The sequence below is a fragment of the Mediterranea massiliensis genome (genome assembly GCF_900128475.1).
GTDB classification, from domain to species: domain Bacteria; phylum Bacteroidota; class Bacteroidia; order Bacteroidales; family Bacteroidaceae; genus Bacteroides; species Bacteroides massiliensis_E.
Genome location: NZ_LT635836.1, coordinates 254,608 through 277,455, shown reverse-complemented (window position 1 = coordinate 277,455; position 22,848 = coordinate 254,608). Strand labels below are relative to the sequence as shown.

20 protein-coding genes and 1 pseudogene are annotated in these 22,848 nt (G+C 49.5%); 4 read left to right on the top strand and 17 right to left on the bottom strand.

Going from position 1 to position 22,848, the window contains the following annotated elements; genetic code table 11:
• Positions 1–50: 50 nt before the first annotated feature.
• From BQ7483_RS05875 to BQ7483_RS18370, 5 genes and pseudogenes are all read right to left on the bottom strand, one after another.
• Positions 51–1,337, bottom strand: coding sequence for a site-specific integrase (locus BQ7483_RS05875; RefSeq protein WP_072545212.1), 1,287 nt, complete (start codon positions 1,335–1,337; stop codon positions 51–53).
• Positions 1,338–1,743: 406 nt separating this feature from the next.
• A complete protein-coding gene (locus BQ7483_RS18325) occupies positions 1,744–2,052 on the bottom strand; it encodes an HXXEE domain-containing protein (protein ID WP_162274247.1) in 309 nt (102 codons plus the stop codon).
• A gap of 14 nt (positions 2,053–2,066) precedes the next feature.
• The gene (locus tag BQ7483_RS05865; protein WP_022019409.1) at positions 2,067–2,531 is read right to left on the bottom strand and encodes a GNAT family N-acetyltransferase; all 465 of its coding nucleotides are present in this window, start codon (positions 2,529–2,531) and stop codon (positions 2,067–2,069) included.
• Positions 2,528–3,025 (bottom strand): GNAT family N-acetyltransferase, encoded by a 498-nt coding sequence (locus BQ7483_RS05860; RefSeq protein ID WP_072545452.1) that lies wholly within the window; start codon positions 3,023–3,025, stop codon positions 2,528–2,530. Before BQ7483_RS05860 ends, BQ7483_RS05865 begins: the two co-directional genes overlap by 4 nt.
• A gap of 150 nt (positions 3,026–3,175) precedes the next feature.
• Positions 3,176–4,072 (bottom strand): annotated as a pseudogene (locus BQ7483_RS18370) (GNAT family N-acetyltransferase); the annotation flags it as partial.
• A gap of 243 nt (positions 4,073–4,315) precedes the next feature.
• On the opposite strand from BQ7483_RS18370, the gene BQ7483_RS05845 reads away from it, so the two are divergent.
• Positions 4,316–5,026 carry a peroxiredoxin gene (locus BQ7483_RS05845; RefSeq protein WP_072545211.1) on the top strand — a complete coding sequence of 237 codons (711 nt, stop codon included), beginning with the start codon at positions 4,316–4,318 and terminating at the stop codon, positions 5,024–5,026.
• A gap of 125 nt (positions 5,027–5,151) precedes the next feature.
• On the opposite strand, the gene BQ7483_RS05840 is transcribed toward BQ7483_RS05845, so the two are convergent.
• On the bottom strand, positions 5,152–6,057 hold the full coding sequence (locus BQ7483_RS05840) for an IS982 family transposase (RefSeq protein WP_072545210.1): 906 nt from the start codon (positions 6,055–6,057) through the stop codon (positions 5,152–5,154).
• Positions 6,058–6,291: 234 nt separating this feature from the next.
• Here BQ7483_RS05840 and BQ7483_RS05835 point away from each other — a divergent pair, with 234 nt between their 5' ends.
• Positions 6,292–7,131 (top strand): flavodoxin, encoded by an 840-nt coding sequence (locus tag BQ7483_RS05835; protein ID WP_072545209.1) that lies wholly within the window; start codon positions 6,292–6,294, stop codon positions 7,129–7,131.
• A 176-nt stretch (positions 7,132–7,307) separates the two neighbouring features.
• Here the strand turns inward: BQ7483_RS05835 and BQ7483_RS05830 are convergent, their stop codons facing one another.
• Together BQ7483_RS05830 and BQ7483_RS05825 are read right to left on the bottom strand one after the other, a co-directional pair.
• Positions 7,308–8,069, bottom strand: coding sequence for an SDR family NAD(P)-dependent oxidoreductase (locus BQ7483_RS05830; protein ID WP_072545208.1), 762 nt, complete (start codon positions 8,067–8,069; stop codon positions 7,308–7,310).
• A 41-nt stretch (positions 8,070–8,110) separates the two neighbouring features.
• Entirely contained in the window at positions 8,111–8,482 is a 372-nt protein-coding gene (locus BQ7483_RS05825; RefSeq protein WP_072545207.1) for a winged helix-turn-helix transcriptional regulator, read from the bottom strand.
• A gap of 228 nt (positions 8,483–8,710) precedes the next feature.
• On the opposite strand from BQ7483_RS05825, the gene BQ7483_RS05820 reads away from it, so the two are divergent.
• The gene (locus BQ7483_RS05820) at positions 8,711–9,160 is read left to right on the top strand and encodes a cupin domain-containing protein (protein ID WP_072545206.1); all 450 of its coding nucleotides are present in this window, start codon (positions 8,711–8,713) and stop codon (positions 9,158–9,160) included.
• A 7-nt stretch (positions 9,161–9,167) separates the two neighbouring features.
• Here BQ7483_RS05820 and BQ7483_RS05815 read toward each other — a convergent pair whose 3' ends face one another.
• The 9 genes from BQ7483_RS05815 to mce all read right to left on the bottom strand — a co-directional run bounded on the left by BQ7483_RS05815 (position 9,168) and on the right by mce (position 20,213).
• Entirely contained in the window at positions 9,168–10,040 is an 873-nt protein-coding gene (locus BQ7483_RS05815) for a fimbrillin family protein (protein ID WP_072545205.1), read from the bottom strand.
• A gap of 10 nt (positions 10,041–10,050) precedes the next feature.
• The gene (locus BQ7483_RS05810) at positions 10,051–11,811 is read right to left on the bottom strand and encodes a fimbrillin family protein (RefSeq protein ID WP_235847310.1); all 1,761 of its coding nucleotides are present in this window, start codon (positions 11,809–11,811) and stop codon (positions 10,051–10,053) included.
• 246 nt (positions 11,812–12,057) lie between these two features.
• Complete coding sequence (locus BQ7483_RS05805; RefSeq protein ID WP_072545204.1) at positions 12,058–13,911, bottom strand: glycoside hydrolase family 13 protein; 1,854 nt, start codon at positions 13,909–13,911, stop codon at positions 12,058–12,060.
• Positions 13,912–14,024: 113 nt separating this feature from the next.
• Positions 14,025–15,380 (bottom strand): tetratricopeptide repeat protein, encoded by a 1,356-nt coding sequence (locus BQ7483_RS05800; protein WP_072545203.1) that lies wholly within the window; start codon positions 15,378–15,380, stop codon positions 14,025–14,027.
• 157 nt (positions 15,381–15,537) lie between these two features.
• On the bottom strand, positions 15,538–16,698 hold the full coding sequence (locus BQ7483_RS05795) for a sodium ion-translocating decarboxylase subunit beta (protein ID WP_021847721.1): 1,161 nt from the start codon (positions 16,696–16,698) through the stop codon (positions 15,538–15,540).
• Between the two features lies 1 nt (position 16,699).
• On the bottom strand, positions 16,700–17,140 hold the full coding sequence (locus tag BQ7483_RS05790; protein ID WP_072545202.1) for a biotin/lipoyl-containing protein: 441 nt from the start codon (positions 17,138–17,140) through the stop codon (positions 16,700–16,702).
• 23 nt (positions 17,141–17,163) lie between these two features.
• Positions 17,164–18,093, bottom strand: coding sequence for an OadG family transporter subunit (locus BQ7483_RS05785; protein ID WP_021847719.1), 930 nt, complete (start codon positions 18,091–18,093; stop codon positions 17,164–17,166).
• Between the two features lie 25 nt (positions 18,094–18,118).
• Positions 18,119–19,672, bottom strand: a complete 1,554-nt coding sequence (locus BQ7483_RS05780) for an acyl-CoA carboxylase subunit beta (protein WP_072545201.1) — start codon at positions 19,670–19,672, stop codon at positions 18,119–18,121.
• A 124-nt stretch (positions 19,673–19,796) separates the two neighbouring features.
• On the bottom strand, positions 19,797–20,213 hold the full coding sequence (mce, locus tag BQ7483_RS05775) for a methylmalonyl-CoA epimerase (RefSeq protein WP_022021850.1): 417 nt from the start codon (positions 20,211–20,213) through the stop codon (positions 19,797–19,799).
• Between the two features lie 270 nt (positions 20,214–20,483).
• On the opposite strand from mce, the gene BQ7483_RS05770 reads away from it, so the two are divergent.
• Positions 20,484–22,751 (top strand): monovalent cation:proton antiporter family protein, encoded by a 2,268-nt coding sequence (locus BQ7483_RS05770; protein WP_072545200.1) that lies wholly within the window; start codon positions 20,484–20,486, stop codon positions 22,749–22,751.
• The last annotated feature ends 97 nt before the right edge of the window (positions 22,752–22,848 follow it).

Here is a 22,848-nt window from a genome sequence, read left to right as displayed (position 1 = left end):
TACAAAGATAAGCCCAATAACAGGCATCCCGTGAAACTTGCTGATTGTTTTTATAGTTGGTTGAATTTGTTCATCGCACTGGCTTTCACATCATCGGCAATGTCGATGTAGGGTTTCATAGCCTTGTAGTCGCTATGTCCCGTCCATTTCATCACTACCTGTGCCGGAATACCGAGAGCCAGAGCGTTACAGATGAAAGTCCTTCTCCCGGCATGGGTACCCAGCAATGCGTATTTGGGTGTAATGGTGTCTATACGGCTGCTTCCTTTGTAGTAGGTTTCACTTACAGGTTCGTTGATTTCGGCAAGTTCGCCCAGTTCCTTCAAATAGTCATTCATCTTTTGGTTGCTTATGACAGGGAGAGCCTTGTGCCCCTCAAATTCCACACCCTTGTATTTGTCGAGTATTGCCTTGCTGTGGTTGTTAAGTTCGATGATGAGCCTTTCTGCGGTCTTTACGGTAGTAATTTCTATATATCCGTCCCTGATGTCGCTTTTCTTCAGATTATGCACATCCGAATACCGGAGTCCGGTAAAGCAACAGAACAGAAAGACATCCCTCACCCGTTCAAGATATTGCTTTGTGTCGGGTATCTGATAATTTTTGAGTTTGTTCAGTTCCTCCCAAGTGAGGAATATCACCTTTTTCGGAGTGCTTCGCAATTTGGGATTGAAATCTTCATAGGCATTATTCATGCAATACCCTTTCTTGGTACACCAACGCAGGAACCATTTCAGATAGGCGACCTGTTTCATGATGGATGTGTTCCGCATATCTTCGGTATCTTTCAGGAAATTCACATACTTCGTCAGCTTGGGTTCATCCAACGATTCAAAGGTCAGCCCCTTGTCAAACTTTTCAAGATGCTTCCTGACTGCGGCAAATTTCTCATAGGTGGCATCAGACCAGCCGTTTTGCGTGCCGCATTCCTTGATGAACTCATCAAACACCTCCAAAGGCAGAAACACCACCGGAGCCTGTTCCTCATCTTCCTTTTTCCCATCGTGCAACCTGTTGAACGCATCTTTTACCTGTTCGGTTGTGGGCATGAATCCCTGCACCTCAAACTCTTTGAATATATTCTGAATTTCGGTGTAGTATTTCAGCAAGTCCGCATTGATTTCCGATGCGCTTTGCTTCAGCTTGTTGGTGCATCCGTTCTTTACACGCTGCTTGTCGGCATCCCATTTGGCGACATCTATGCGGTAGCCCGTTGTGAACTCGATGCGATGGCTGGCAAAAACCACACGCATACGGATAGGGACATTCTCGACGATTGGCACTCCGTTTTTCTTGCGGCTTTCCAATGAAAAGATGATGTTTCGTTTGATATTCATAATTGGGTGCGTTTGAAATTCAACACCCAAATATACACCCAATAATTGAAACAGCAAAAGGTATTTAATGATATTTAGTAATATAGTTGGTTTGTAATAACTTGATTATTATCAGTATATTGCAATCTTATGAGATTTCTTGATTCTTTAAGTTAAAGTCCCGTACGCACCGCTGAGAAATTAGTCTGATGTTATAAAGCCTGCAAAATTAATATTTGCGGGCTTTTTTTGTATAACGATATATTATAGCATGCATTCCTATCAAGTTCACTCCGCCAAGTAATATTCCCAGTATTGTGCAGAGAAACAGTTCGTGTGAGGAAAAGAACTGGTGCGTGTCGCGTATTGCCCAAATGCAGTAGGGCAGGCATAATGTTGTAGATACAATGGCTGGAATATATCTACGCTATACGATAAATTGGGCGATATGGACGATAAGATGGACGCTGAATGCGGCCATGCAGCAATACCATGCCGTTAGGTCCCCTGTCTGCTGGCTCACAAACGTGCAGGCGGAAACAATCAGAAGTTCTTCAGAAGCAATTATTGTAAAATGGGGTCTTGTTATTTGTTCCATTTTTCGGATAATTCGTTTGGCCTTAGGGAAGCGTTTTTGCATTGTAGTACTGTTCTTTTTTACCCACGGGTATACCATAAGGATTTCTTCCAGTTCGTGGAGCAGAAAGAAAAAGGGTAGGAGGAAAAGTATTATCACCGGATTTATTCTTCTTAGCAGTTGAGGGTTAAGTCCTTCTGAAAATAAATCATGTCCTTCAGCTCTTTTCTGTCCTCCACAATCGGGTGGTCGTAGTTGAGAGTGAAGAAGTCGGCGACAGTATGTGAGTAGGTGAAGCCACAGTTCTCGTAAAAGTCGATTGTCTGTCTGCTTTCGCCCGTGCCGACGAGTAGCCTGTGACATACGTCTGCGTAATGTCGGCAAAGGTATTCCACCATCTGCCGCCCGTATCCTTTTCGCTGGCAGGCAGGTGTAACAGCCAGGTTTTTCAGTTCATATACGCCATTTCCTTCGTTTGTCACAACTGCTACGGCAATGACTTCAGCTTCTTGCATGCTGCGCATGACGAAGAGTTCTCCCCGCTCCAGGTAGCGGTCGATCATTGACTCCTGTTCGTCGGCCAGAAGAAGGAGGGAGAGGAAACGTTTCTTGTCGTTGGTGATAAGTTGGATGTTCATACAAAATCTTCTTTCAGCAATTCAAAATAGTGTGCATTTATAAAGCAATCGTTTTTGAAGCAGGCTTTGTGGAGAATGCCGACTTTGCGGAAACCGACTTTCTCGAGTATCCGCATGGAGGCAATGTTGCTTTCATACACGTTGGCAAAGATGCGGATGACGTCTGTCGCAGCCAGATAATGTCGCAAGGCTTCGTACAAGGCTTTGCTGGCAATGCCCTGGTTCCAGAAGGGTTCTGCCAACCAGTAGCCGGCTTCGGCATTGAAACGTTCCACATCCGTTCCCCGCATAAAGCTGATATTGCCGGCGGCTTCACCGTTTATTTCGATGCAATATTCGCTTGGCTCTTGCAGGCTTGTTGCATGGTCGATAAAAGAACGGGCATCTGCTTCCGTATAAGGGAAGGGGAGACGGTCGCGGCAGTTATCCCAGATTTTTTTGTTATTCAGATATTTTGCCAATGAGGGCGCATCGGATGTTTCCCATGGCCGCAGACGGTATCGGGGTGTGACGCAGTTTGATTGCTGTGCAGTCTGTTGCTTATTCTCAGTTTGAGTAGTCAGCGAAGAAGGCAGGACTTTTCTCATTACATAGTTGGTCAGCTGTAGTCGGTTGGCCTGTACCTGTTGCTCACGTTCGACGGTATAGCCTCGATGCTCAAAGAAGGGGCGGGCGGTGATACTTACTTCGGAGGTTATTTCGCGGATACCGTGCTCCTTGGCGTAAGCTTCTATCTGTTGTAGCAGGGCGGTGGCGATGCCTTCTCCTTGATGGTCTTTGTGGATGAACATGGAGTGTAGATAGCCGTCGTTGCGGATAGAGGTGAAACCGACGATGCGGCCTTCGGCATCGCAGGCTGCAGTGAAGTGTAGGGTGGCGATCAGTTCTTCCCAACGACTGGGGCGATTGCCACACGAAGCCCAGTCGACTACTTCTTCGGCAGTATAATCACGGGCATTGATTGTCAGCACTGTGTTGTGGAAGAGCTCTTTCAGTTCGGGTATGTCGGCCGAGGTGACGGAGCGGTAGTTAATAGCAGAAACTTCTGTGGGGATGCAGTGCCCCTGACGGGTTGATAAGTTATATATCATGATATACTCCTCTTCCGTCTCTTTTACGGTTTCGAAACCGAGGCGCGCGTAAAGGCAGACGGCCGGGTTGACTTTCTGCACCGAGAGCGATACTTGCCGGTAGCCTTTATCATGCAGCAGGTCGAGCATTTTTTTCATCAGGCAGGTGCCGATGCCGTGCCCCCGAAAGTCTTTGTAGAGGGAGATGGCGAGTGAGGGGGTGTGGTCGTCCACGTGGCCATAATCGTTCATCTGTCGAACCCAGACGGCACCGACAATGTTATTCGAGGCTTCGGCCACTAAGCAATGGTCGTCGGGTTGGGTGCCGAAATCACGTATATAGACTTGTAGTTCGGGCAGATGGATGATGTTACGCGGCGGAGACGGGATACCTTCGGGCAGGTAGATGGCTTCGTAAAGGAAGTCGCGTAGCAGATGTGCTTCTTCCGGACGCAGGGGGCGGATGGGCAAGGCTGGTTCTTCATCTTTTGTCTGTTGAAATGGTGGATAAAGATAAATAACTTTTTTCCTTTTATGTAGAAAAGGAGAATAAAAATTTCATTATGTGCGCGAGGTTTCATGCCGGTTTCGTTAATTATAGATTTTCTCTATTGCCCCATAGAAATAACCGTTTGGAGGATAATGTGCGGAGGTTTACCTTTGCAACATCATCGAGAACAAAACCTTAAGTATCATTTTTAAACTGTTATTATCATGGAAGCAAATCAAGTAAACGCAATGCCGAGAATCGGTGACCAGGCTCCGGCCTTTACCGCAAAGACCACTCAGGGTGTCATCAACTTTCCGACTGACTACAAGGGTAAGTGGAAAATCCTGTTCAGCCACCCGGCAGACTTCACTCCGGTGTGTACATCCGAATTCATGACCTTCGCCACCATGGCGGCCGATTTCGAGGCGCTCAACTGCCAATTGGTAGGCCTTTCGGTGGACGGGCTGTACAGCCACATCGCTTGGCTGCGCACCATTAAGGACAAGATAGATTATAAAGGTATGAAGAACGTGGAAGTGAAGTTCCCGCTCATTGAAGACATTACGATGGAGGTGGCCAAACTCTACGGTATGATTCAGCCGGGCGAGAGTCAGACGTCGGCTGTACGTGCGGTATTTTTTATCGATCCGGAGGACAAAATCCGTACCATTCTTTACTATCCGCTTTCGCTGGGGCGTAACTTCGACGAGATCAAGCGAGTGCTCATCGGCTTGCAGACGGCCGACAATTTCGGCGTGGCCCTGCCTGCTGACTGGCGTCCGGGCGACGAGGTCATTGTACCCACGGCTGGTTCGTGTGGCGTAGCCAAGGCCCGCATGGATGGCGAGGAAGGTGAAATGAAATGCTATGACTGGTTCTTCTGTACCAAGCAGTTGAGTAAGGAGGAAGTAGAAAACAAGCTGGGAATGAAATGATAGTTACTTTCGACGTTGTATGACGTCTGGTTGGATATCGTGTTATGAGACGGGATGTATGCAGGTGATGCTTCATCCCGTCTTTGTTCGTATTCTTAATAAAATAACGTGAGTTCGATATAAAATTAGAAAATAGACAGTTGTCCGTCATTGACAAAGTTTACATCAATGGCGGGCTTCTTTTCAAAAAAGCAATATGCTGCTATAGCCGACAAAGAGTTGGCTATAAAGTTATTGAACGAACGATGTCTGGAGTGTTCTATCTGTGCAATGTTCTTCAGCTCGTCATTAACCGTTTCAATCAAGGCCCTTTTTCTGAGCAGGATCTTGTCGGCGATGCTCATCAGCGAGTTCTTCATATTGTTTTTAACTTTAGTGACAGGCTGAATGCCATTAAGGAAAAGGTTCTCGAAGAGAGCCTGGCCAATATATCCCTTGTCTGCACATAGTTTTCCTTTGATGTTTTCCAGAAACTTACCCTGCTTCAAAGGCTCCCGGTCATCCACGTTTCCAGGAGTAAACATAAAATTGAGAATTTCCCCTTTGTCATTGATTATCAGATGTAGTTTGAATCCGAAGAACCATCCCATAGAACATTTTCCACGCTCGGCAAGTCCTTCAAATGTCTTATGAATAAGGATTCTTTGGTTACGGCAGACACGTAAAGGAGTGGAGTCGACAAAACTGATGCCGGTACATGCCCCCAAAAGAATCTTTTTGATAAAAATGGTCAGAGGAAGCAGCACTTCCTTCTCCAGTTCTACGAAACGGTTATAGGATACCAAACGTGGGAAAAGGTGTTTCAGATGTTTACAGACATATTCCTTGTAGTAATGCTTGAAACAGCGGAAACCACCGGAGTGAAACAGGATTAGAATAACCATAATCTCAGCATCATTCATACGGTTAGGTTTGTTACGATGCCTGGTTTTCTTATCCTCAATCATATATTTTTCCTGTTGCAATGCAAATTCCTTGCAAAAATCATCGGCCATACAATAAATCTCTGTAACTTTAGACTCTGGAAACATAGTGGTAATCGTTTAAATCTTATAATTCAGCACTATAAATTTAATACTTTTATCGCTATGTTTCTAATTATCACTGAAATATATTTATTATTATTTCGAACTCACGTTAAAATACAAAACTGGGGCGGTTACCAAAGGTCGTGTTTCTTATTTGTCAGAATATTCGGTCAAAATGTTATTTTTGCAATCAGAGTATCAGAAATAATGGTTATGAATTTGAAAAACTGAAAGACAATGAAAAAAGGATTGGTTTTGTTTACTGCTCTCCTGGCATTGGTGGGCTGTAACTCGCAGAAGAAAAACGCGGCGACGGACGCTGCTCCGAAGGCGCAGAAATACTTGGTAGTTTACTATTCGCAGACGGGAGCTACGCAGCAGGTGGCACAGGTGTTTGCCCGCTTGCTGGGTGCCGATACGTTGCGTATCGAGGTCGAACAGCCTTACGACGGCACATATCAGGAAACCATCGAACGATGCCAGAAAGAAATGAAAAACGGTGAACTGCCTGAATTGAAAGCATTGAAGAGCGACTGGTCGGGCTATGATGTTATCTTCCTCGGCTATCCCATCTGGTTTGGTACATACGCCTTGCCGATGGCTTCACTGGTAAAACAGACGGACTTTTCGGGTAAGAAGATTGTTCCCTTCTGTACCTTTGGGAGCGGTGGTCTGGGAGCTAGTATGAAGGACCTGAAGCAGGCGCTTCCCAAGGCTGAGATCTTGCCGGGCTACGGTGTACGCAATGCCCGCCTTGCCAAGGCTCCTGCCGAAGTAGAGCGTTTTCTTATAGAGAGCGGCTATCTGGAGGGAAAAGTAGAAAAACTGCCGGATTATTCCGCCCAACAACCTGTCACAGCCGAGGATGTGAAGATTTTCGATGCTGCTTGCAGCAACTATCAGTATCCGCTGGGTACCCCTGTAACTGTGGGTAAGCGTACCACTTCGGGCAGTACCGACTATCGTTTCACTGCCCGGAGCAAGGATGCTGGAGGTAATGACATCGAAGCAACTATTTATGTGACGGTAGGCAAGGGTGAGGATGCCAAGCCTGAATTTACCGAAGTGGTGAGATAGTCGAATTATCGGCGTTCTATCAAATGTAAAATGGGTGGAGGCCGCTGTAGAGGCCTTAGATTTTATGACGAAGGTGTGTCAACATTGAGAGATATTATCTTTCATTTTGACACACCTTCTCTCTTTAAAACAGGAATAGCAGGAAATGTGCTGCGTCAGTCCTGGCGTCGATGATCTTATTTCTGCCGATAGCAGACTGTTCCTGTGGCCTGATAGGTAGGCATTACTAATACTTCGGCTATCTGTACGTGGGCAGGGGCTGATGCGGCATAATAGACTACGTCGGCAATGTCGTCACCCGTCAATGGGCGGATACCGTCATATACAGCATCGGCTTTCTGCCTGTCGCCGCGGAAGCGGATGACGGAGAAATTGGTTTCCACCATGCCGGGCTTGATGTTTGTCACTCGCAGAGGCGTATCCACCAGGTCGATGCGCAGTCCGTCGGACAGGGCTTTGACGGCAGCCTTCGTAGCGCAGTAGACGCTGCCGCCGGCATAGGCCGCATCGCCTGCAATGGAGCCGATGTTGATGATATGTCCGCATCCGCGTTCCACCATGCCAGGCACTATCATGCGTGTCATGGCCAGCAGGGCCTTGATATTGGTGTCGATAACCACGTCCCATTCGTCCAGCGAACCTTCGTACTCCTTGTCCATGCCGATGACCAGTCCGGCGTTATTCACCAGCACGTCGATGTCCTTCCACCGGCCTTCGAGGGAATCTATGGCTTGACACATGGCCTGTCGGTCGCGTACGTCGAAGGGCAGTGTGAGCACTTCCACACCCAGCGTAGTGAGTTCTTGTTTCAGGGTTTCCAGCTTTTCGGTGTTCCGTCCGTTCAATATCAGGTTGCTTCCCATGGCTGCAAACTTGCGGGCGCAACCTTCACCGATGCCGCTCGTGGCACCGGTAATAAAGATCAGTTTTCCTTTCATATCTTATTGGTATTGCTTAATGTTTTTTGGGGTAAATGAAGTTATTTCGATTCGTCGAACTGCTTGCGGTGCGAAACAATCTTTTGCATGTTGGCCAAAGCCCATTCCGTCAGTTGGTTGATGTGCGGGATGAGTGAATTGCCGATGTCCGTCAGCCGGTATTCTACTTTGGGTGGCACGACGGGATAGGCTTTTCTGGAAATCAGTCCGTCTGCTTCCAGCGTGCGGAGTGTGCCCGACAGCATTCGGGGAGAGATGTCGGGTATGGCCCGACACAGCTCGTTGAAACGGACTACCTGATGTTCGTTGATGGTAAGCAAGACAAGGAAAGACCATTTGTCGCCGAAACGGGCTATGACGTTGCGCACCGGGCAAAACTCTATGATTGAATTCTTTTCTTCTTTTTTCTGCATGGCCGATAAGTTTGGTGGAGTTTTGCAGGCAAAGCTAATACTTTTTTCCGATTGTATGTCGTGAAGCGGCATGATATTTTTTCGTTTTATTATGCTGACGCAACAGCCTGATTTTCTGCAAAAGAGAGGAAAAGGTTAGTATAGGATGAAAATGTAACTTCTTGATAAATAGATTTTTAATGGATAACTTTGCACTCGAAACAAATGAACCGTTTAAAATAATGTAGTATGAAACAGATTGAGAAAATTGCAGAAGCAAAGAATTTTAGCGCTATCAGCGTAGGCAAACTGAATGAGTTGGGCGAATATGTATTGCAGTTGGGGCCGGATGTGAAGATTCCCGGCAAAGTGTTTGGAGGGGCGGCGTTGCAGGCCACTGGAGCCGAGTTCTCCTTCCAATCGTTTGCTCCCGGGACGGAGACCGGTTTCCTGCACACCCACAAGACCCATGAGGAATTGTATTTCTTCCTCTCCGGCAAGGGTGAGTTTCAGGTAGACGGACAGATATTTCCGGTGGCCGAAGGTAGTGTAGTAAGGGTGGCTCCCGCCGGACTGCGTTCAGTCCGTAACAAAGGTACGGAACCGCTTGTGATGCTTTGTGTGCAGTACAGGGGAGCTACCTTTACGTCTGAAGATGCGGCAGACGGTGTCATTTCCGATGCCAAGGTAGTCTGGTGACGGGTTGTCAGCCTATTACTACCTCACCGTCGGCTGTCACCTGGTCGCCCCAGGCACCAATGGTTGCGCCTTCGATGGTAATGCCCTCGCGGCCTACTTTCAGTGTGAGCGAGCAACGCTTGCCTCCCTGCAGTTCCGTCTGCTGGGAACCCAATTGCTGGAGCAGGTTGTCGAGGGTTATTTTTTTGCTTTCATTCTGTATGCCGATGGTCAGGCTGATGGCATCCGTAGCCTGCGGTACCAGGTAGAACGAGGCTGTGTTTCCTGTAGCCTGGTAGTCGCCAGTTTCTTCGTTCACTTTCTGGATTGTTCCCTGAGCAGCATCCACCACGCAGGTGGTTTTGGCTTGGCAGGCGAGTGTGAGCGAGCGGATGTCACTGTCTGTATAGCCGTTTCCCGGTACGAAGTTCAGGTTAAGATTGTGTAGGGCATGTCCGAAGGTGAGGCGGACAGTTTCGGCTGTACCGACCGATACCGGTTGTGCCGGTGCCAGCAACAGGTCTTTCTCAGGTGCCGTAAGGGTATTGAATTCGAAGGTTCCATCTTTGACAGTGGTGGGCTGTGGGTAGCAGGCGGCAAATGTCACTTGTTTCACGTCTTCCGGCAAACCCAGTTGGCTCCAAGTGAGGAGGTCCGAGGCATAGGCATAGTTGGCGGTAACTGTTGTTCCGTTCCCGGCTACAAAGATGGACAGTGCGTCACCTTTGGCGAAGGTACCGCTTCCGTCGCTGTCGAGCTGCGGTGAGCGGGTTTGGGGAGATACGTTGGCTTCGATGTGGATTACTCCGTCTGAGGCGGGTACATTTTCCGGTAATTCATTGGAGCAGGATGTGGCCGTCAGTGATGCGGCCAGCAGTACGTACAGATAATTCTTTCTCATTGTTTTTTTATTATTTATTCATTCTGGTTTTTGTATCTATTTCGGGAAAGGCAGTCTGCCAGATGTCCTGTCGCAGGTCTACTTGGGTGACGGAGCAGACTGGGGACTTGATGGAGGGTAGCGTTCCGTCATTATAGTCCAATGGCATGATGTAAGTGCCTTGAATGTCTGAATCCGTATAGACTACCTTGTACCTCCTGAGTGAGCCATGATTAGGCTCATCCTCGCTTTGGTTATTGTCGCAGAAGTATATAAAGGCTACGTTTCCTTCCTGGTCGAATTCTGCTCCCCAAATGGTCATGGCATGAAGTCGGCCGTTAGGGCCTGTAAATCCATAGACAGAGAAACCGATGGCATTGTTTTTGCGGAAAGCGTCCTTTATCCATTGGTTGAAATTCTTTTTGGAGGTATTCTTGGTTTCTTTTGCGACAGGTGTATCTTTGGAAAACACTTCATGGAAGTATCCGGGAAATGTTTCGTTATAGCTGTAGTTGAGGTTCGTTTTGTCACCGTTTATGAACCAATTCACACCTCCTGTTTCCCAACTTCCGAGATTGGGGTAACATTGTTTGAAAAAGTTGAATACGTCGCTGTGTTGCTGGTCTTGTTTGGTCATTTTCCTGTATCCCTTGGGGCAAGGTTCACCGCCATACTTCTTTTCGTAGGCTTCGACGTATGGACGGTTGCGATCCAGCCACCAGTGTATCAGGTTGGAGGCAGTTGCTGCCCAGCACATTTGTCCGTCTCCGTCGTAGTTGAAGGTCTTGTTGCAGTCGAACCAGCCACAGCCTTCTTTCCATGTCAGGTAGTTCACCTCGTTGGGTAAATCAATTTTCTCATAATCATAACGCAACCATTCTCCTTCCGCAAATTCACTTGCCCATACCGGGTAGGTTTTGATGTTTTCTTTTCCGGGAAATACAGGTGAACTGATGCCATATACCCAGAATTTCTGGTTACAGAAGTCCAGGTCCACTTCTTCTCCGGGTTTCAAAGTCAGGTTCAGCTGGGTCTGCATGCCGGGCAGAAAATTCTGTATGCTTGCGTTGAGCGGATATACGACGCTTTTTCCACTACTGGTCAGGCGGAGCAAACCTTCTGTACCATGATAGACAGAGGCATCCTGGGGCAGGATAATAGCCGTATAGGTAGTGGCGTTTTGCTTCAATGGGGTTATCCAGTTTATGGTATGGTTATCGTTCGGTATAACGGTACCATTTATTAGGGAAATGACGCCTTCCGTGCGGCTGCGGACTTCGATTTGGAGGTCGGCGGGGATAGTACCTTTCAGGTTGATGCACAAGCGGTGTAGGGCATGTCCGAATGATAGGGTGGCCGATGACTGCCCGGCAGATACCTCCGTTTGTCCGAAAAGTATGTCAGCCGTTTCGTAATAGTCTATACTGTTCTGGTCTGTCGGCAGGCTGAGGTAGCGAGCGGCATCATCATTGCCGTCGGTCGGCAGGACGGGAAAGAGTGCGGACAGTGACAACGCTTCTTGTCCGTAGTCGCTGCGGTTCAGCGTGGGAGTCCATTGCCCGTTGCTGTATTCCATATCACGGACGGTAGAAGCCTGTCCGGAAGTAATTCTTACTTCGATGCGGTCATTCTCCGAAAAGTTTCCGAGGCCAGTTTCGTCCGTCACGGCACGGGTATTCGAGTCCCATGCCGATTTGGAACAAAACAAATGAAAAGAATTTTCGTTGCCGATAGTGGTGTACTCGTCGGTTTCGTTGCAGGCAGTCCATAGCAGCATGCAACAGGCAGCCATGGAAAATAGTTTTGTAAATTGGGTCATCCTCCTTGTCTGGGTTTTAGTTTCTGCTTTCTAAACACACAGAATGAGGAAATTTTGTTCGATTGAGTGGATAGGAATTTGTCGTTTTTTGTATTTCTTCACAATTGAACGGAAGAATGTAGTGTTGCGCATTATGGAGTGACTACGGATAGAACAAGGAAGGAGGACGTTCGAAAACTTTTGTTGGAACGTCCTCCTTACATGTAACGGGGGCTTCTTTTACAGTTCGATGACCAGCGATTCGCGCGGCGCCATCTTCAGGTCTTCGGAGAAGCTGATGGTGCGGCCTGTCAGAATGTCTTTACCTTGTTTCGCATCCTTCAGGATTTCCTTATAGAATTTTAGCGGCAGGGTAGTTTCGCTGTCCGTACCGTTCAGCATGACGAATACAGTCTTGCCTTCATACTGGCGGGCGTAGGCATAGACTCCGTGCTGTACCATGAATTGTGTCATACTGCCTTTGGCGATGACGTCGTTACCTTTACGCCAGTTCAAGATAGTCTTGTAGAAATTGTAGCACTCATTTTGCAGATCGGTGCGTCCTTCGGCGGTGAAAGCATTCTGCTTGTCGTTTGCCCATCCGCCGGGGAAGTCGCAACGTACGTAGCCGTCACTCTTGGTCTTCACACCGTTCATCATGATTTCCGTACCGTAGTACAGCTGTGGGATACGGCGTGTGGTGAGCAATAGGGTAGTGGCTTGCTTAAGCATGGCCAGGTTCTGCCCTTCACCCAGGAAACGGTCAGTGTCGTGGTTTTCGATGAAAGCCAGCACACTGGCAGGGTTGGGGTAGAGGAAATCATAGACGAAATTGTTATATACGCGATCCAGTCCCTTGAACCAGGTTTCAGTTTGTTCGTTCTTGGCGATATTTATCTTATCGAAGAAGCTGAAGTCCATCACAGTTTTCAAATTGCTGTTCTTCGGAGCCGAGAGTTTGGAGTCTTTCTGCCACCACGCGGTATAGGCGGGTTCGGTAACCCATGTTTCACCCACGGTGTTGTAATTGGGGTATTCTTCGTTTAGTTCCTTCATCCATTGGCTCATGCTGTCGTAGTCAGCATAGGGGTAGGTGTCCATGCGGATACCGTCGATGTTGGCGTATTCAATCCACCAGAAACTGTTTTGGATGAGGTATCTCAGTACATGCGGGTTCTTCTGGTTGAGGTCGGGCATGGTGGGAACAAACCAGCCGTCGTTCATCTGGTTGAAGTCGTACTGGGAAGTATAGGGGTCAACGTGTGAAGTCAGTTTGAAGGATGTCTGCACAAAGTTGTTCTGATAATCGGAGTTATTGAACCAGTCCTTCGAAGGCATGTCTTTGATCCATGCATGGTCTACGCCGCAATGGTTGAAAATCATGTCCATCACAATTTTGATGCCACGTTGGTGTGCCTTGGATATCAGTTGGCGGTATTCTTCGTTGGTGCCGAAGCGGGGGTCTACCTTGTAGTAGTCTGTCGTGGCATAGCCGTGGTAGCTGCCGCCCTGCATGTTGTTTTCCAGTACGGGGGTGAACCACAGGGCCGTCACGCCCAGATCGGTGAAGTAGTCCAGATGTTGCTCAATGCCGGCCAGGTCGCCACCGTGGCGGGCATTCGGATCGTTGCGGTCCACTTTGGCATCGAGCATGCCTTCCACTTGGTCGTTGTCCGGATTGCCGTTGGCAAAACGGTCGGGCATCAGCAGGTAGAGGGCGTCCGAAGCGTCGAACCCTTTGTGCTCGCAGCCTTTCATGGCGCGTGCTTTCAGCTCATATTCTTGTATGGTCTGTTTCTTGCCCTGGCTGAAGGTGAGTTGCATCTTGCCGGGCTTCACATCTTTGTCCAGGTTCAGGTATACCAGCAGGTAGTTGTTGCTTTCCAGTTTTACGATGCTGCTCACCGATACGCCGGGATAGTCCACCGCTACCCGTGCGTCGCCGATGCCTTCGCCATAGACCATCAGCTGCAGCTCGGGGTTCTGCATGCCTGTATACCAGAAGGGTGGGTCAATTTTGTTGATGTGGGGTGCTGCATAGGCTGTGAGTGACAGCAGCATGGTTCCGAGGAGTGAAAAAACTTTCTTTTTCATGATAGTAATTTTACGGTTGTTTTCGTGTGGCTAAGATAAAACAATTGGCGGAGAAACCCGATGTCTCTCCGCCAGTCACTTTCTTTTATATTATGCAAACGTTTGCTTTCTTGTTACTTGTCGGTTGTCTTGTTTGTCTTTATAACCGTTTTCCCTTGGAAGAAATCTTCCACTTTCTTATTCTTCTTCAGCTTTTCCAGCCAGGCTTCGGCGGAATCGTAGCGGTTGTTTTCGTTGTAGACGACGTCTCCATCTTTCGTCATCTCCTGCGGTTGGTTTTTGCTTCCTTCGGGGCGGGTTTTGAGGTAGGCTTCCAGATATTTTTCGGTTGCCTGTAGGTCTTTCAGGTGATAGTAGGATGTGAAGGCTGCTTTGTAGAGCACGTAGTGGGCTTTCGGGTCATATTTGTATTGCTGCATCAGGGCTGCTATCTGTTTGCGGGGTTCGGCAGCCTCTCTACAGCAGTCGGCCAGTCCTCCGTAAAGCTTTGCCATGACGCTGTCTTTTGGTAAGGAGAAACGGATGGCTTCCTCCAGATATTCTACTCCTTTGTCTTTCCAAAGTGTCTTGGAGCAAGTTTTTCCTAGGAAATAGAGTACGTCCACATGTTCGGGTGCCAACTTGCGGGCAGCTTCCAGCAAGTCATGGGCTTCGTAGGGCTGGTTCAAGGCATAGTGGCTGATGCCTGCGTAGTAGCAGTTGTAAAACGAACTGTCTCCTTGGGCCAACAGAGGGCTGTACCGTTCCAATGCCTTTTCATATTGCTGGTTCAGGCAGTAGGCCTGGGCCTCCAGTCGGTTGACGGTTGCGTTGGTTGTGTCCGTTTTCCGGTAGTTCTCGCAGGTTTCGATGGCGTAGTCGTAGTAATTGCTTCGGATGTAGAGACTGGCCAGCTTCGAGGCTGCCAGGTAGTCATCCGGATAGCGGTCGTGTATCTCCAGATAGGCGCCTATCTGGATGTTGGGGTCTGAGTAGAGTCCTTCCATACTTTGGGCCTTCAGATGGAGCACAGTGGCCGAGCTGTCCTGTTCGGCCAGGGCGCTACTTTCACCCAATGCTTCTTGGTATTTATGAAGGTTCAGCAGCTGGCCGATGTATTGGATACGGGCATATTTGTTTTGAGGATTCAGCTCAATCACCCGTCCATAGCATTGCAGGGCCGGCTGAAACTTGCCCAGTGACTTGTAGCATTCAGCGGTTTCAATGTAGGCTCGTGGATTCAGTGAATCTTGTCGGGTGAGTTGTTCGAATACGGTGAGGGCCTCTTTGTCCCGTCCCAGTTCTTTCAGGGCTTTGCCTTTCTGATAGAGTAGGGTCGTGGAGGGTACTTCCTTGTCTATCAGCAGGAGGGCCTTTTCGTAGTCGTAGTTGTTCATGGCTTCCCGGATGTCATTATAGGCGTTTGTTTGCGCTTTTGCCGCTGTCAACCCCATGCACAGCAGGCAGAAAAAAAGGATTTGCTTTACCATAGGAATATCTTTAAATGTTTTATGCTACGAATATACTTAAAAATCGTAGAATTGTGATTTTCTCGTAGATATTTTGAGTTTGATTAACAATCATAGAAACAAAAAGAGGATGCATCGTATGACGCATCCTCTTTTCTATCGATTGGAATGAGTTGCTTTACATCAGGAAGCCCAGCAAGATACCGGCGGCTACAGCCGAACCGATGACGCCTGCAACGTTGGGACCCATGGCGTGCATCAGCAGATAGTTGGTCGGGTCATATTCCAGGCCGACAATCTGTGAGATACGGGCTGAGTCGGGTACGGCTGATACACCGGCGTTACCGATAAGCGGGTTGATTTTGTTGCCTTTCTTCAGGAAGAGGTTGAAGAACTTCACGAAGAGTACGCCTGAAGCGGTGGCTATAAAGAATGATGCCGCACCGAGTCCGAAAATCCACAAAGAGTCGGTTGTCAGGAATTCAGACGCTTGTGTAGAGGCACCTACTGTCAGACCCAACAAAATGGTGATGGTATCAATCAGCGGGCCGCTGGCTGTATTGGCCAGACGGCGGGTCACACCACTTTCTTTCAACAGATTTCCGAAGAACAGCATACCCAGCAAAGGCAGACCGGATGGTACCAGGAAGCATGTCAATAACAAACCGATGATGGGGAACATCACTTTCTCCGTGTGAGAAACTACACGAGGCGGTTTCATGCGGATCAGACGTTCGTGCTTTGTGGTCAGCAGACGCATGACGGGGGGCTGGATAACCGGCACCAGTGCCATGTAAGAGTAGGCTGATACGGCGATGGCACCCATCAGGTTAGGAGCCAGCTTAGACGACAGGAAGATAGCCGTAGGACCGTCTGCACCACCGATAATACCGATGGCACCGGCTTGCATGGGGTCGAACCCGATGGCCAACGCAATCATGTAAGCTCCGAAGATACCAAACTGGGCAGCTGCGCCGATCAGCATCAGCTTCGGATTGGAAATCAGCGCCGAGAAGTCCGTCATGGCACCGATGCCCAGGAAAATGAGCGGCGGATACCAGCCGGATGTCACGCCTTGATACAAAATGTTGAGTACAGAGCCTTGTTCATAGATGCCGACCTGCAGTCCGGCCTCCATGTTGAAAGGTATGTTGCCGACCAGGATACCGAAGCCGATGGGGATAAGCAGCATCGGTTCGAACTCCTTGGCGACGGCCAGGTAGATGAAGAACAGACCCACCAAAATCATGATGAGGTGTCCCGCTGTGGCATTCGCAAAACCAGTATAGGTCCAGAAGTCGGCAAGGTTGTTTCCAATAAAATCTATAAATTCTCCCATATTATTCGATGATTACGAGGTCAGTACCTTCGAGAACAGAGTCCCCTTTGTTTACATTGATGGCGGTCACCTTTCCGTCACGGTCGGAGTTGATGTTGTTTTCCATCTTCATGGCTTCCAGGATGATGATAGTCTGGCCTTTCTTCACCGTATCACCGACGTTCACCTTGATTTCAAGGATGACACCGGGCAGCGGTGACTTCACGCCCGACTTGCCGGCAGAGGCGGCGGCGGGTTTCACCACTTGCGTGGTCGGTGCGGCCGGTGTGGTGGCGGCTTGTCTTACGACGGGCTTGATGACGGTTGTTTTGGGTTGAGGCGCCTTCTCCATTTCTACCTGGTAGTGGGTGCCGTTCACTTCAACGTGGGCAATGTTGCCTTCAATGTCTCCAATGACTACTTTGTAGGGGTTGCCATTGATTTTGTATTTATATTCTTTCATTGTTCAGTCTGTTAAGGGTGATGTTACTTTTTATGCGGTGTCTCGCGCAGGGTATATATCTTCGAGCTCCACGGCGAGTAGCTGCGTTTCACGCGGGTGATGGTCAGTACGGTCTCCTCCACGTCGTGTACGTCGCTCTGCATCTCGTGCAGGGCCATGGAGATGGCGGCGAATACTTCGCCCGGAGCCTGGCCGAGTTCTTTCTCCTTGGCTTCTGCCTTGTCCGTAATGCCTTTGGCGGCCATGGCTCTCTTCCGGCTCATGGCTACCGAGGCCTTGCCGATAAAGCGGAAGGAAACGTAGAGCAAGATGAGGCCCACGAATACCACCAGCATGGCTGTGATAGCCATACCGATGCCTATGCTGTCGTGTTGCTCGAATTTCTCCATCTTCACGTTCTTGTCCAGCGTCTTGTTGTTGGTGCTGGGCGTAACGTATTTTTCGGGTGACTCGTCTTTCACTTCCCAATTGGCGGAAGCATCGTCCACACGGGCATACGATTGGTCGGCTTTCAGCAAACCGGCAGGGACGGTGATCTCGTCCAGCAGTTTCTTCCCGGAATCATACAGGCCTATCCAGTTGGAACTTTCTTTATCCAACAGGAAATTGGTGTGGAAGGTACCGCGGTTGGGTTTGTTGTCCGCCCAGAACAAGGCGTGCTGGCGCGGTGCGATTTTGGTCAGCACGTCGCCTTTGGGAATGAAATACACGGCCGTGTCGCCGGGCTGGCTGGAGTGCTTCAGGTAGCATCCTGCCAAGTCGGCCGAGCCGTATGACTGGTTGAATATTTCTATCCACGCGCTTTGTACGCCGTAGTCGTCCTGGAAATTGGTCTCGTTGTCTACCAGCACTTCGTTCAGTATCAACTTGCTTTCCCCTTCGACTCCGCATGAGGAGCAAATCCCCAACGTCAGCAGCAATGAAAAGAATATTCCTATGTTCACTTTTCTCATTGTAATGTTCTTTATAAGTTAGGAATTAGAGAGGAATGTTGCCGTGCTTCTTGGCCGGGTTCGTCAGCTTCTTGGTCTGCAGTTGCTGCAGGGCACGGATGATGCGGAAGCGCGTGTTGCGCGGTTCGATGACATCATCGATGTAGCCATACTTGGCCGCATTGTACGGGTTGGCGAACAGCTTGGTGTATTCGGCTTCCTTCTCTGCCAGGAATTCGGCCGGATTTTCATGCTCTTTGGCTTCCTTGGCGTATAGTACCTCTACGGCGCCCGCACCGCCCATCACGGCGATTTCGGCCGTAGGCCAAGCGTAGTTCATGTCGCCGCGCAGCTGCTTGCAACTCATCACGATGTGCGAACCGCCGTAGGATTTGCGCAGGGTGACGGTTACCTTGGGCACGGTGGCTTCGCCGTAGGCGTAAAGCAACTTGGCTCCGTGCAGGATGACACCGTTGTATTCCTGGCCTGTGCCCGGCAGGAAGCCCGGTACGTCAACCAGTGAAACGATAGGAATGTTGAAGGCGTCGCAGAAGCGGACGAAGCGTGCGCCTTTGCGTGAAGCGTTGCTGTCCAGTACACCGGCCAGGTACTTCGGCTGGTTGGCCACGATGCCCACCGACTGGCCGTTGAAGCGGGCGAAGCCGATGATGATGTTCTTGGCATAGTCCTTTTGGATTTCCAGGAACTCGCCGTTGTCCACGATGGCGCCGATGACCTCATACATATCGTAAGGCTTGTTGGGGCTGTCGGGGATTATCTCGTTCAGCGAGTCCTCCAGACGGTCGATGGGGTCGGTGCAGTCAATGTAAGGCGGTTCCTCCAGGTTGTTCTGCGGAATGTAGCTCAACAGCTTGCGTATCAGGGCCAGGGCTTCTTCTTCCGTAGCGGCTGTGAAGTGTGTTACACCCGATTTGGTGGAGTGTACGCTGGCTCCGCCCAGGTTTTCCTGGCTCACGTCTTCGCCCGTCACGGTCTTTACTACCTTCGGACCGGTAAGGAACATATAAGATGTACCTTCCATCATCAGTGTGAAGTCGGTCAGGGCGGGAGAGTAAACGGCACCGCCGGCACAGGGGCCGAAGATACCGGAGATTTGCGGGATGACGCCCGAAGCCAGGATGTTGCGCTGGAAGATTTCAGCGTAGCCGGCCAAGGCGTTGATACCTTCCTGGATGCGTGCGCCGCCCGAGTCGTTCAATCCGATGACCGGTGCGCCCATCTTCATGGCCTTGTCCATGATGTGGCAGATTTTCAGAGACATGGTCTCGGACAGCGAGCCGGCCGATACCGTGAAGTCCTGCGCGAAGATATACACCAGGCGGCCTTCGATGGTGCCGCAACCGGTTACTACGCCGTCGCCGGGGTAGTGCTTCTTCTCCATGCCGAAGTTGGTGCAACGGTGTTCCACGAACATGTCCATTTCCTCGAAGCTGCCTTCGTCCAGCAGCATAGCTATACGCTCACGGGCTGTATATTTACCTTTATCATGTTGCTTGGCAATAGCCTTTTCGCCACCTCCCTGACGCGCTACGGCGCGACGGTCGATCAGCTCTTTAATCTTCTCTAATTGATTGCTCATCGTTATTAGAATTTTAGTAATGTATGATTTTGGGTTAGTTACAAGTTGCGGGCAGCAAGCTGCAAGTCTCAACGGTTGTATAAAACTTACTCGTCATTTGCAGCCTGTGTAGCTCGTCACTCTTTTATTCCGGTTTCTCGCAAAGTTCTGTCAGTACGCCCAGCGTGGATTTCGGGTGCAGGAAAGCGATGTGCAGTCCTTCGGCACCTTTACGCGGAGCCTTGTCTATCAGGCGGATGCCGGCGGCTTCGGCCGATGCCAGCGCGTTGGCCACGCCGTCTTCGATGGCGAATGCCAGGTGGTGCATACCGCCGTTACCGTTGTTCTTTTCGATAAATTTGGCAATGGTGCTGTCCGGTGAAGTCGGTTCCAGCAGTTCGATTTTTACTTCACCCACTTTCAGAAAGGCCGTTTTCACTTTCTGGTCCTCGACAGTCTCGATGTTGTAACACTTCAGACCCAATACGTTCTCGTAATACGGCAGGGCTTCTTCAATGCTCTTTACGGCAATGCCCAGATGCTCAATGTGTGAAATCTTCATAACTTTATTTATTTAATCGTAGGTTATACTTTAAAACATGCTACAAAGAAAGCGAATTCTTGCCGAATAGAGAAATATTTCCGCAATTAATTTAAGCGGGCAAGTTCTCCTTTTACGTTGTAAAAGTCCCTTGGAAGTATGGAAGGCTGCAGTCTGATTGTCACATTTTTCGTGTCGTAAATTAAGTAGTAGCTTTAATGGTATAAGATGTTTGCTTTCTCCGTTTTTATCTGTACTTTTGTCTGCAGAAACGGAATAAAAACACGTATTATGTCACATTTGGCTACATTGATCAGCGACCTGGCCCTGATATTGGTTTGCGCGGGGCTGATGACGCTGCTGTTTAAGAAACTCAAACAACCCTTGGTGCTGGGGTATGTCGTGGCGGGCTTTCTGGCCAGTCCGCACATGCAATACACGCCTTCGGTAATGGATACTGCCAACATCCAGACGTGGGCCGATATTGGTGTTATCTTCCTGCTTTTTTCGCTGGGACTCGACTTCAGCATCAAGAAGATTGCCAAGGTGGGCGGGGCGGCCATCATTGCTGCCTGTACCATCATTTTCTGCATGATTTTGCTGGGTATGGCCGTTGGTTCGGGTTTCGGATGGAAACGGATGGATTGCCTCTTTTTGGGCGGTATGATTGCCATGTCGTCCACCACTATTATATACAAGGCTTTCGATGACATGGGCTTGCGCAAGAAGCAGTTTGCAGGCTTGGTGCTCAGTGTGCTGATTCTGGAAGATATCCTGGCCATCGTCCTGATGGTGATGCTTTCGACGATGGCCGCCAGTCACAATTTCGAGGGAGCTGAGATGATGGAGAGCATTCTGAAGCTGATGTTCTTCCTGGTATTGTGGTTCGTAGTGGGCATCTACCTCATTCCGGGTTTGTTGAAGCGTTGCCGTAAGCTGATGAGCGACGAAACGTTGCTGATTGTCTCGCTGGGGCTTTGCTTTGCCATGGTGGTCATTGCTTCGCAGACGGGATTTTCGCCTGCCTTCGGTGCCTTTATCATGGGTTCCATTTTGGCAGAAACGGCTGAGGCCGAGTCCATCGAACGGTTGGTCAACCCGGTCAAGGACCTGTTTGGTGCCGTGTTTTTCGTGTCGGTAGGCATGATGGTCGATCCCGGCATGATTGTCCAATATGCCGTTCCTATTCTTGTCATCACGCTGGCTGTCATTGTGGGGCAGGCCGTTTTCGGTACCTTGGGCGTATTGCTTTCAGGGCAGCCGTTGAAGATGGCCATGCAGTGTGGCTTCAGCCTGACACAGATCGGTGAGTTTGCCTTCATCATCGCTTCGCTGGGCGTGTCGCTCAAGGTTACGAGCGATTTTCTGTATCCAATCGTTGTGGCGGTGTCGGTCATTACCACTTTCCTTACTCCTTATATGATCCGGCTGGCAGAACCTGCTTCCAACTTCGTGGACAGCCATCTGCCCAAGCGCTGGCACATGTGGCTCGACCGTTATGCCAACGGTTCTCACACGGTAAATCATGAGAGCTTGTGGAAGAAGCTGATCATTGCGCTGGTCCGCATTACGGTGGTCTATTCCATTGTCAGTGTGGCTGTCGTGGCGATTGCTTTCCGCCTGCTGGTACCTCTGCTGCGTGAAGCTCTGCCGGGTATCTGGGGCTCACTGACAGCCGCCGTCATCATCATTCTCTGCATTTCTCCCTTCCTGCGTGCCATCATGATTAAGAAGAACCATTCAGTCGAATTTACGACTTTGTGGAAAGAAAGCCGTTCCAACCGTGCTCCGCTGGTGGCCACTGTTGTATTGCGCATTCTGGTAGCTGCAGGTTTCGTGATGTTTGTCATCGGCGGATTGTTTAAGCTGTCCATCGGTTTGGTGTTTGGTGTGGCGGCTTTGTTGCTGGTATTGATGATTATATCACGCCAACTGAAGAAACAGTCCATCCTGATAGAACGCACTTTCTTTCAGAACCTGCGCTATCGTGACATGCGGGCAGAGTATATGGGTGAGAAAAAACCTGAATATGCCGGCCGTCTGTTGCCGCGCGACCTGCACTTGACGGATTATGTGATACCCGCCGAGGCTGATTGGGCCGGTCGGACGTTAGGGGAGTTGAAGTTCGGCAGCAAGTATGGAGTGCATGTCGTCTCCATCCTGCGTGGCAGGCGGCGTTTCAACATTCCTGGTGCCGATGTGCGTCTGTTTCCACAGGACAAGATTCAGGTGATTGCTACAGACGAGGAACTGGTGGCTTTCAGTAAAGACATGGAGCAGGCGGCTGCACTCGATACGGATGTGGTAGAGAAGAGCGAAATGATTCTCCGTCAGTTTAAGATAGACGACGATTCTCCCTTCCTCGGGCTGACGCTTCGTGAAGCAGGCATTCGGGAGCAGTACCATTGCCTGATTGTAGGGGTGGAGCGTGGCGATGAAACCCTTCATGCCCCTGATCCTCATGAGCGTTTCATGGTCGACGATGTCGTATGGGTAGTGGGTGAGAATAACGATGTATATAGGCTGGTGAACAGTAGCGCTGAGACGGAAGATGATTAATCCGTGAGGGGCTATAACAAAAAGTACTAATCTATTGTCATTCCGCACTTGATGCGGTATCCATATTTTGCCTGTTGCTGGTAAGGCAATAGATCCC

Excerpts from the sequence above, each read along its gene's own strand:
- BQ7483_RS05875 (WP_072545212.1), bottom strand. The coding sequence starts at position 1,337 with ATGAATATCAAACGAAACATCATCTTTTCATTGGAAAGCCGCAAGAAA.
- BQ7483_RS05865 (WP_022019409.1), bottom strand. The coding sequence starts at position 2,531 with ATGAACATCCAACTTATCACCAACGACAAGAAACGTTTCCTCTCCCTC.
- BQ7483_RS05845 (WP_072545211.1), top strand. The coding sequence starts at position 4,316 with ATGGAAGCAAATCAAGTAAACGCAATGCCGAGAATCGGTGACCAGGCT.
- BQ7483_RS05840 (WP_072545210.1), bottom strand. The coding sequence starts at position 6,057 with ATGTTTCCAGAGTCTAAAGTTACAGAGATTTATTGTATGGCCGATGAT.
- BQ7483_RS05835 (WP_072545209.1), top strand. The coding sequence starts at position 6,292 with ATGAAAAAAGGATTGGTTTTGTTTACTGCTCTCCTGGCATTGGTGGGC.
- BQ7483_RS05830 (WP_072545208.1), bottom strand. The coding sequence starts at position 8,069 with ATGAAAGGAAAACTGATCTTTATTACCGGTGCCACGAGCGGCATCGGT.
- BQ7483_RS05825 (WP_072545207.1), bottom strand. The coding sequence starts at position 8,482 with ATGCAGAAAAAAGAAGAAAAGAATTCAATCATAGAGTTTTGCCCGGTG.
- BQ7483_RS05820 (WP_072545206.1), top strand. The coding sequence starts at position 8,711 with ATGAAACAGATTGAGAAAATTGCAGAAGCAAAGAATTTTAGCGCTATC.
- BQ7483_RS05815 (WP_072545205.1), bottom strand. The coding sequence starts at position 10,040 with ATGAGAAAGAATTATCTGTACGTACTGCTGGCCGCATCACTGACGGCC.
- BQ7483_RS05810 (WP_235847310.1), bottom strand. The coding sequence starts at position 11,811 with ATGGCTGCCTGTTGCATGCTGCTATGGACTGCCTGCAACGAAACCGAC.
- BQ7483_RS05805 (WP_072545204.1), bottom strand. The coding sequence starts at position 13,911 with ATGAAAAAGAAAGTTTTTTCACTCCTCGGAACCATGCTGCTGTCACTC.
- BQ7483_RS05800 (WP_072545203.1), bottom strand. The coding sequence starts at position 15,380 with ATGGTAAAGCAAATCCTTTTTTTCTGCCTGCTGTGCATGGGGTTGACA.
- BQ7483_RS05795 (WP_021847721.1), bottom strand. The coding sequence starts at position 16,698 with ATGGGAGAATTTATAGATTTTATTGGAAACAACCTTGCCGACTTCTGG.
- BQ7483_RS05790 (WP_072545202.1), bottom strand. The coding sequence starts at position 17,140 with ATGAAAGAATATAAATACAAAATCAATGGCAACCCCTACAAAGTAGTC.
- BQ7483_RS05785 (WP_021847719.1), bottom strand. The coding sequence starts at position 18,093 with ATGAGAAAAGTGAACATAGGAATATTCTTTTCATTGCTGCTGACGTTG.
- BQ7483_RS05780 (WP_072545201.1), bottom strand. The coding sequence starts at position 19,672 with ATGAGCAATCAATTAGAGAAGATTAAAGAGCTGATCGACCGTCGCGCC.
- mce (WP_022021850.1), bottom strand. The coding sequence starts at position 20,213 with ATGAAGATTTCACACATTGAGCATCTGGGCATTGCCGTAAAGAGCATT.
- BQ7483_RS05770 (WP_072545200.1), top strand. The coding sequence starts at position 20,484 with ATGTCACATTTGGCTACATTGATCAGCGACCTGGCCCTGATATTGGTT.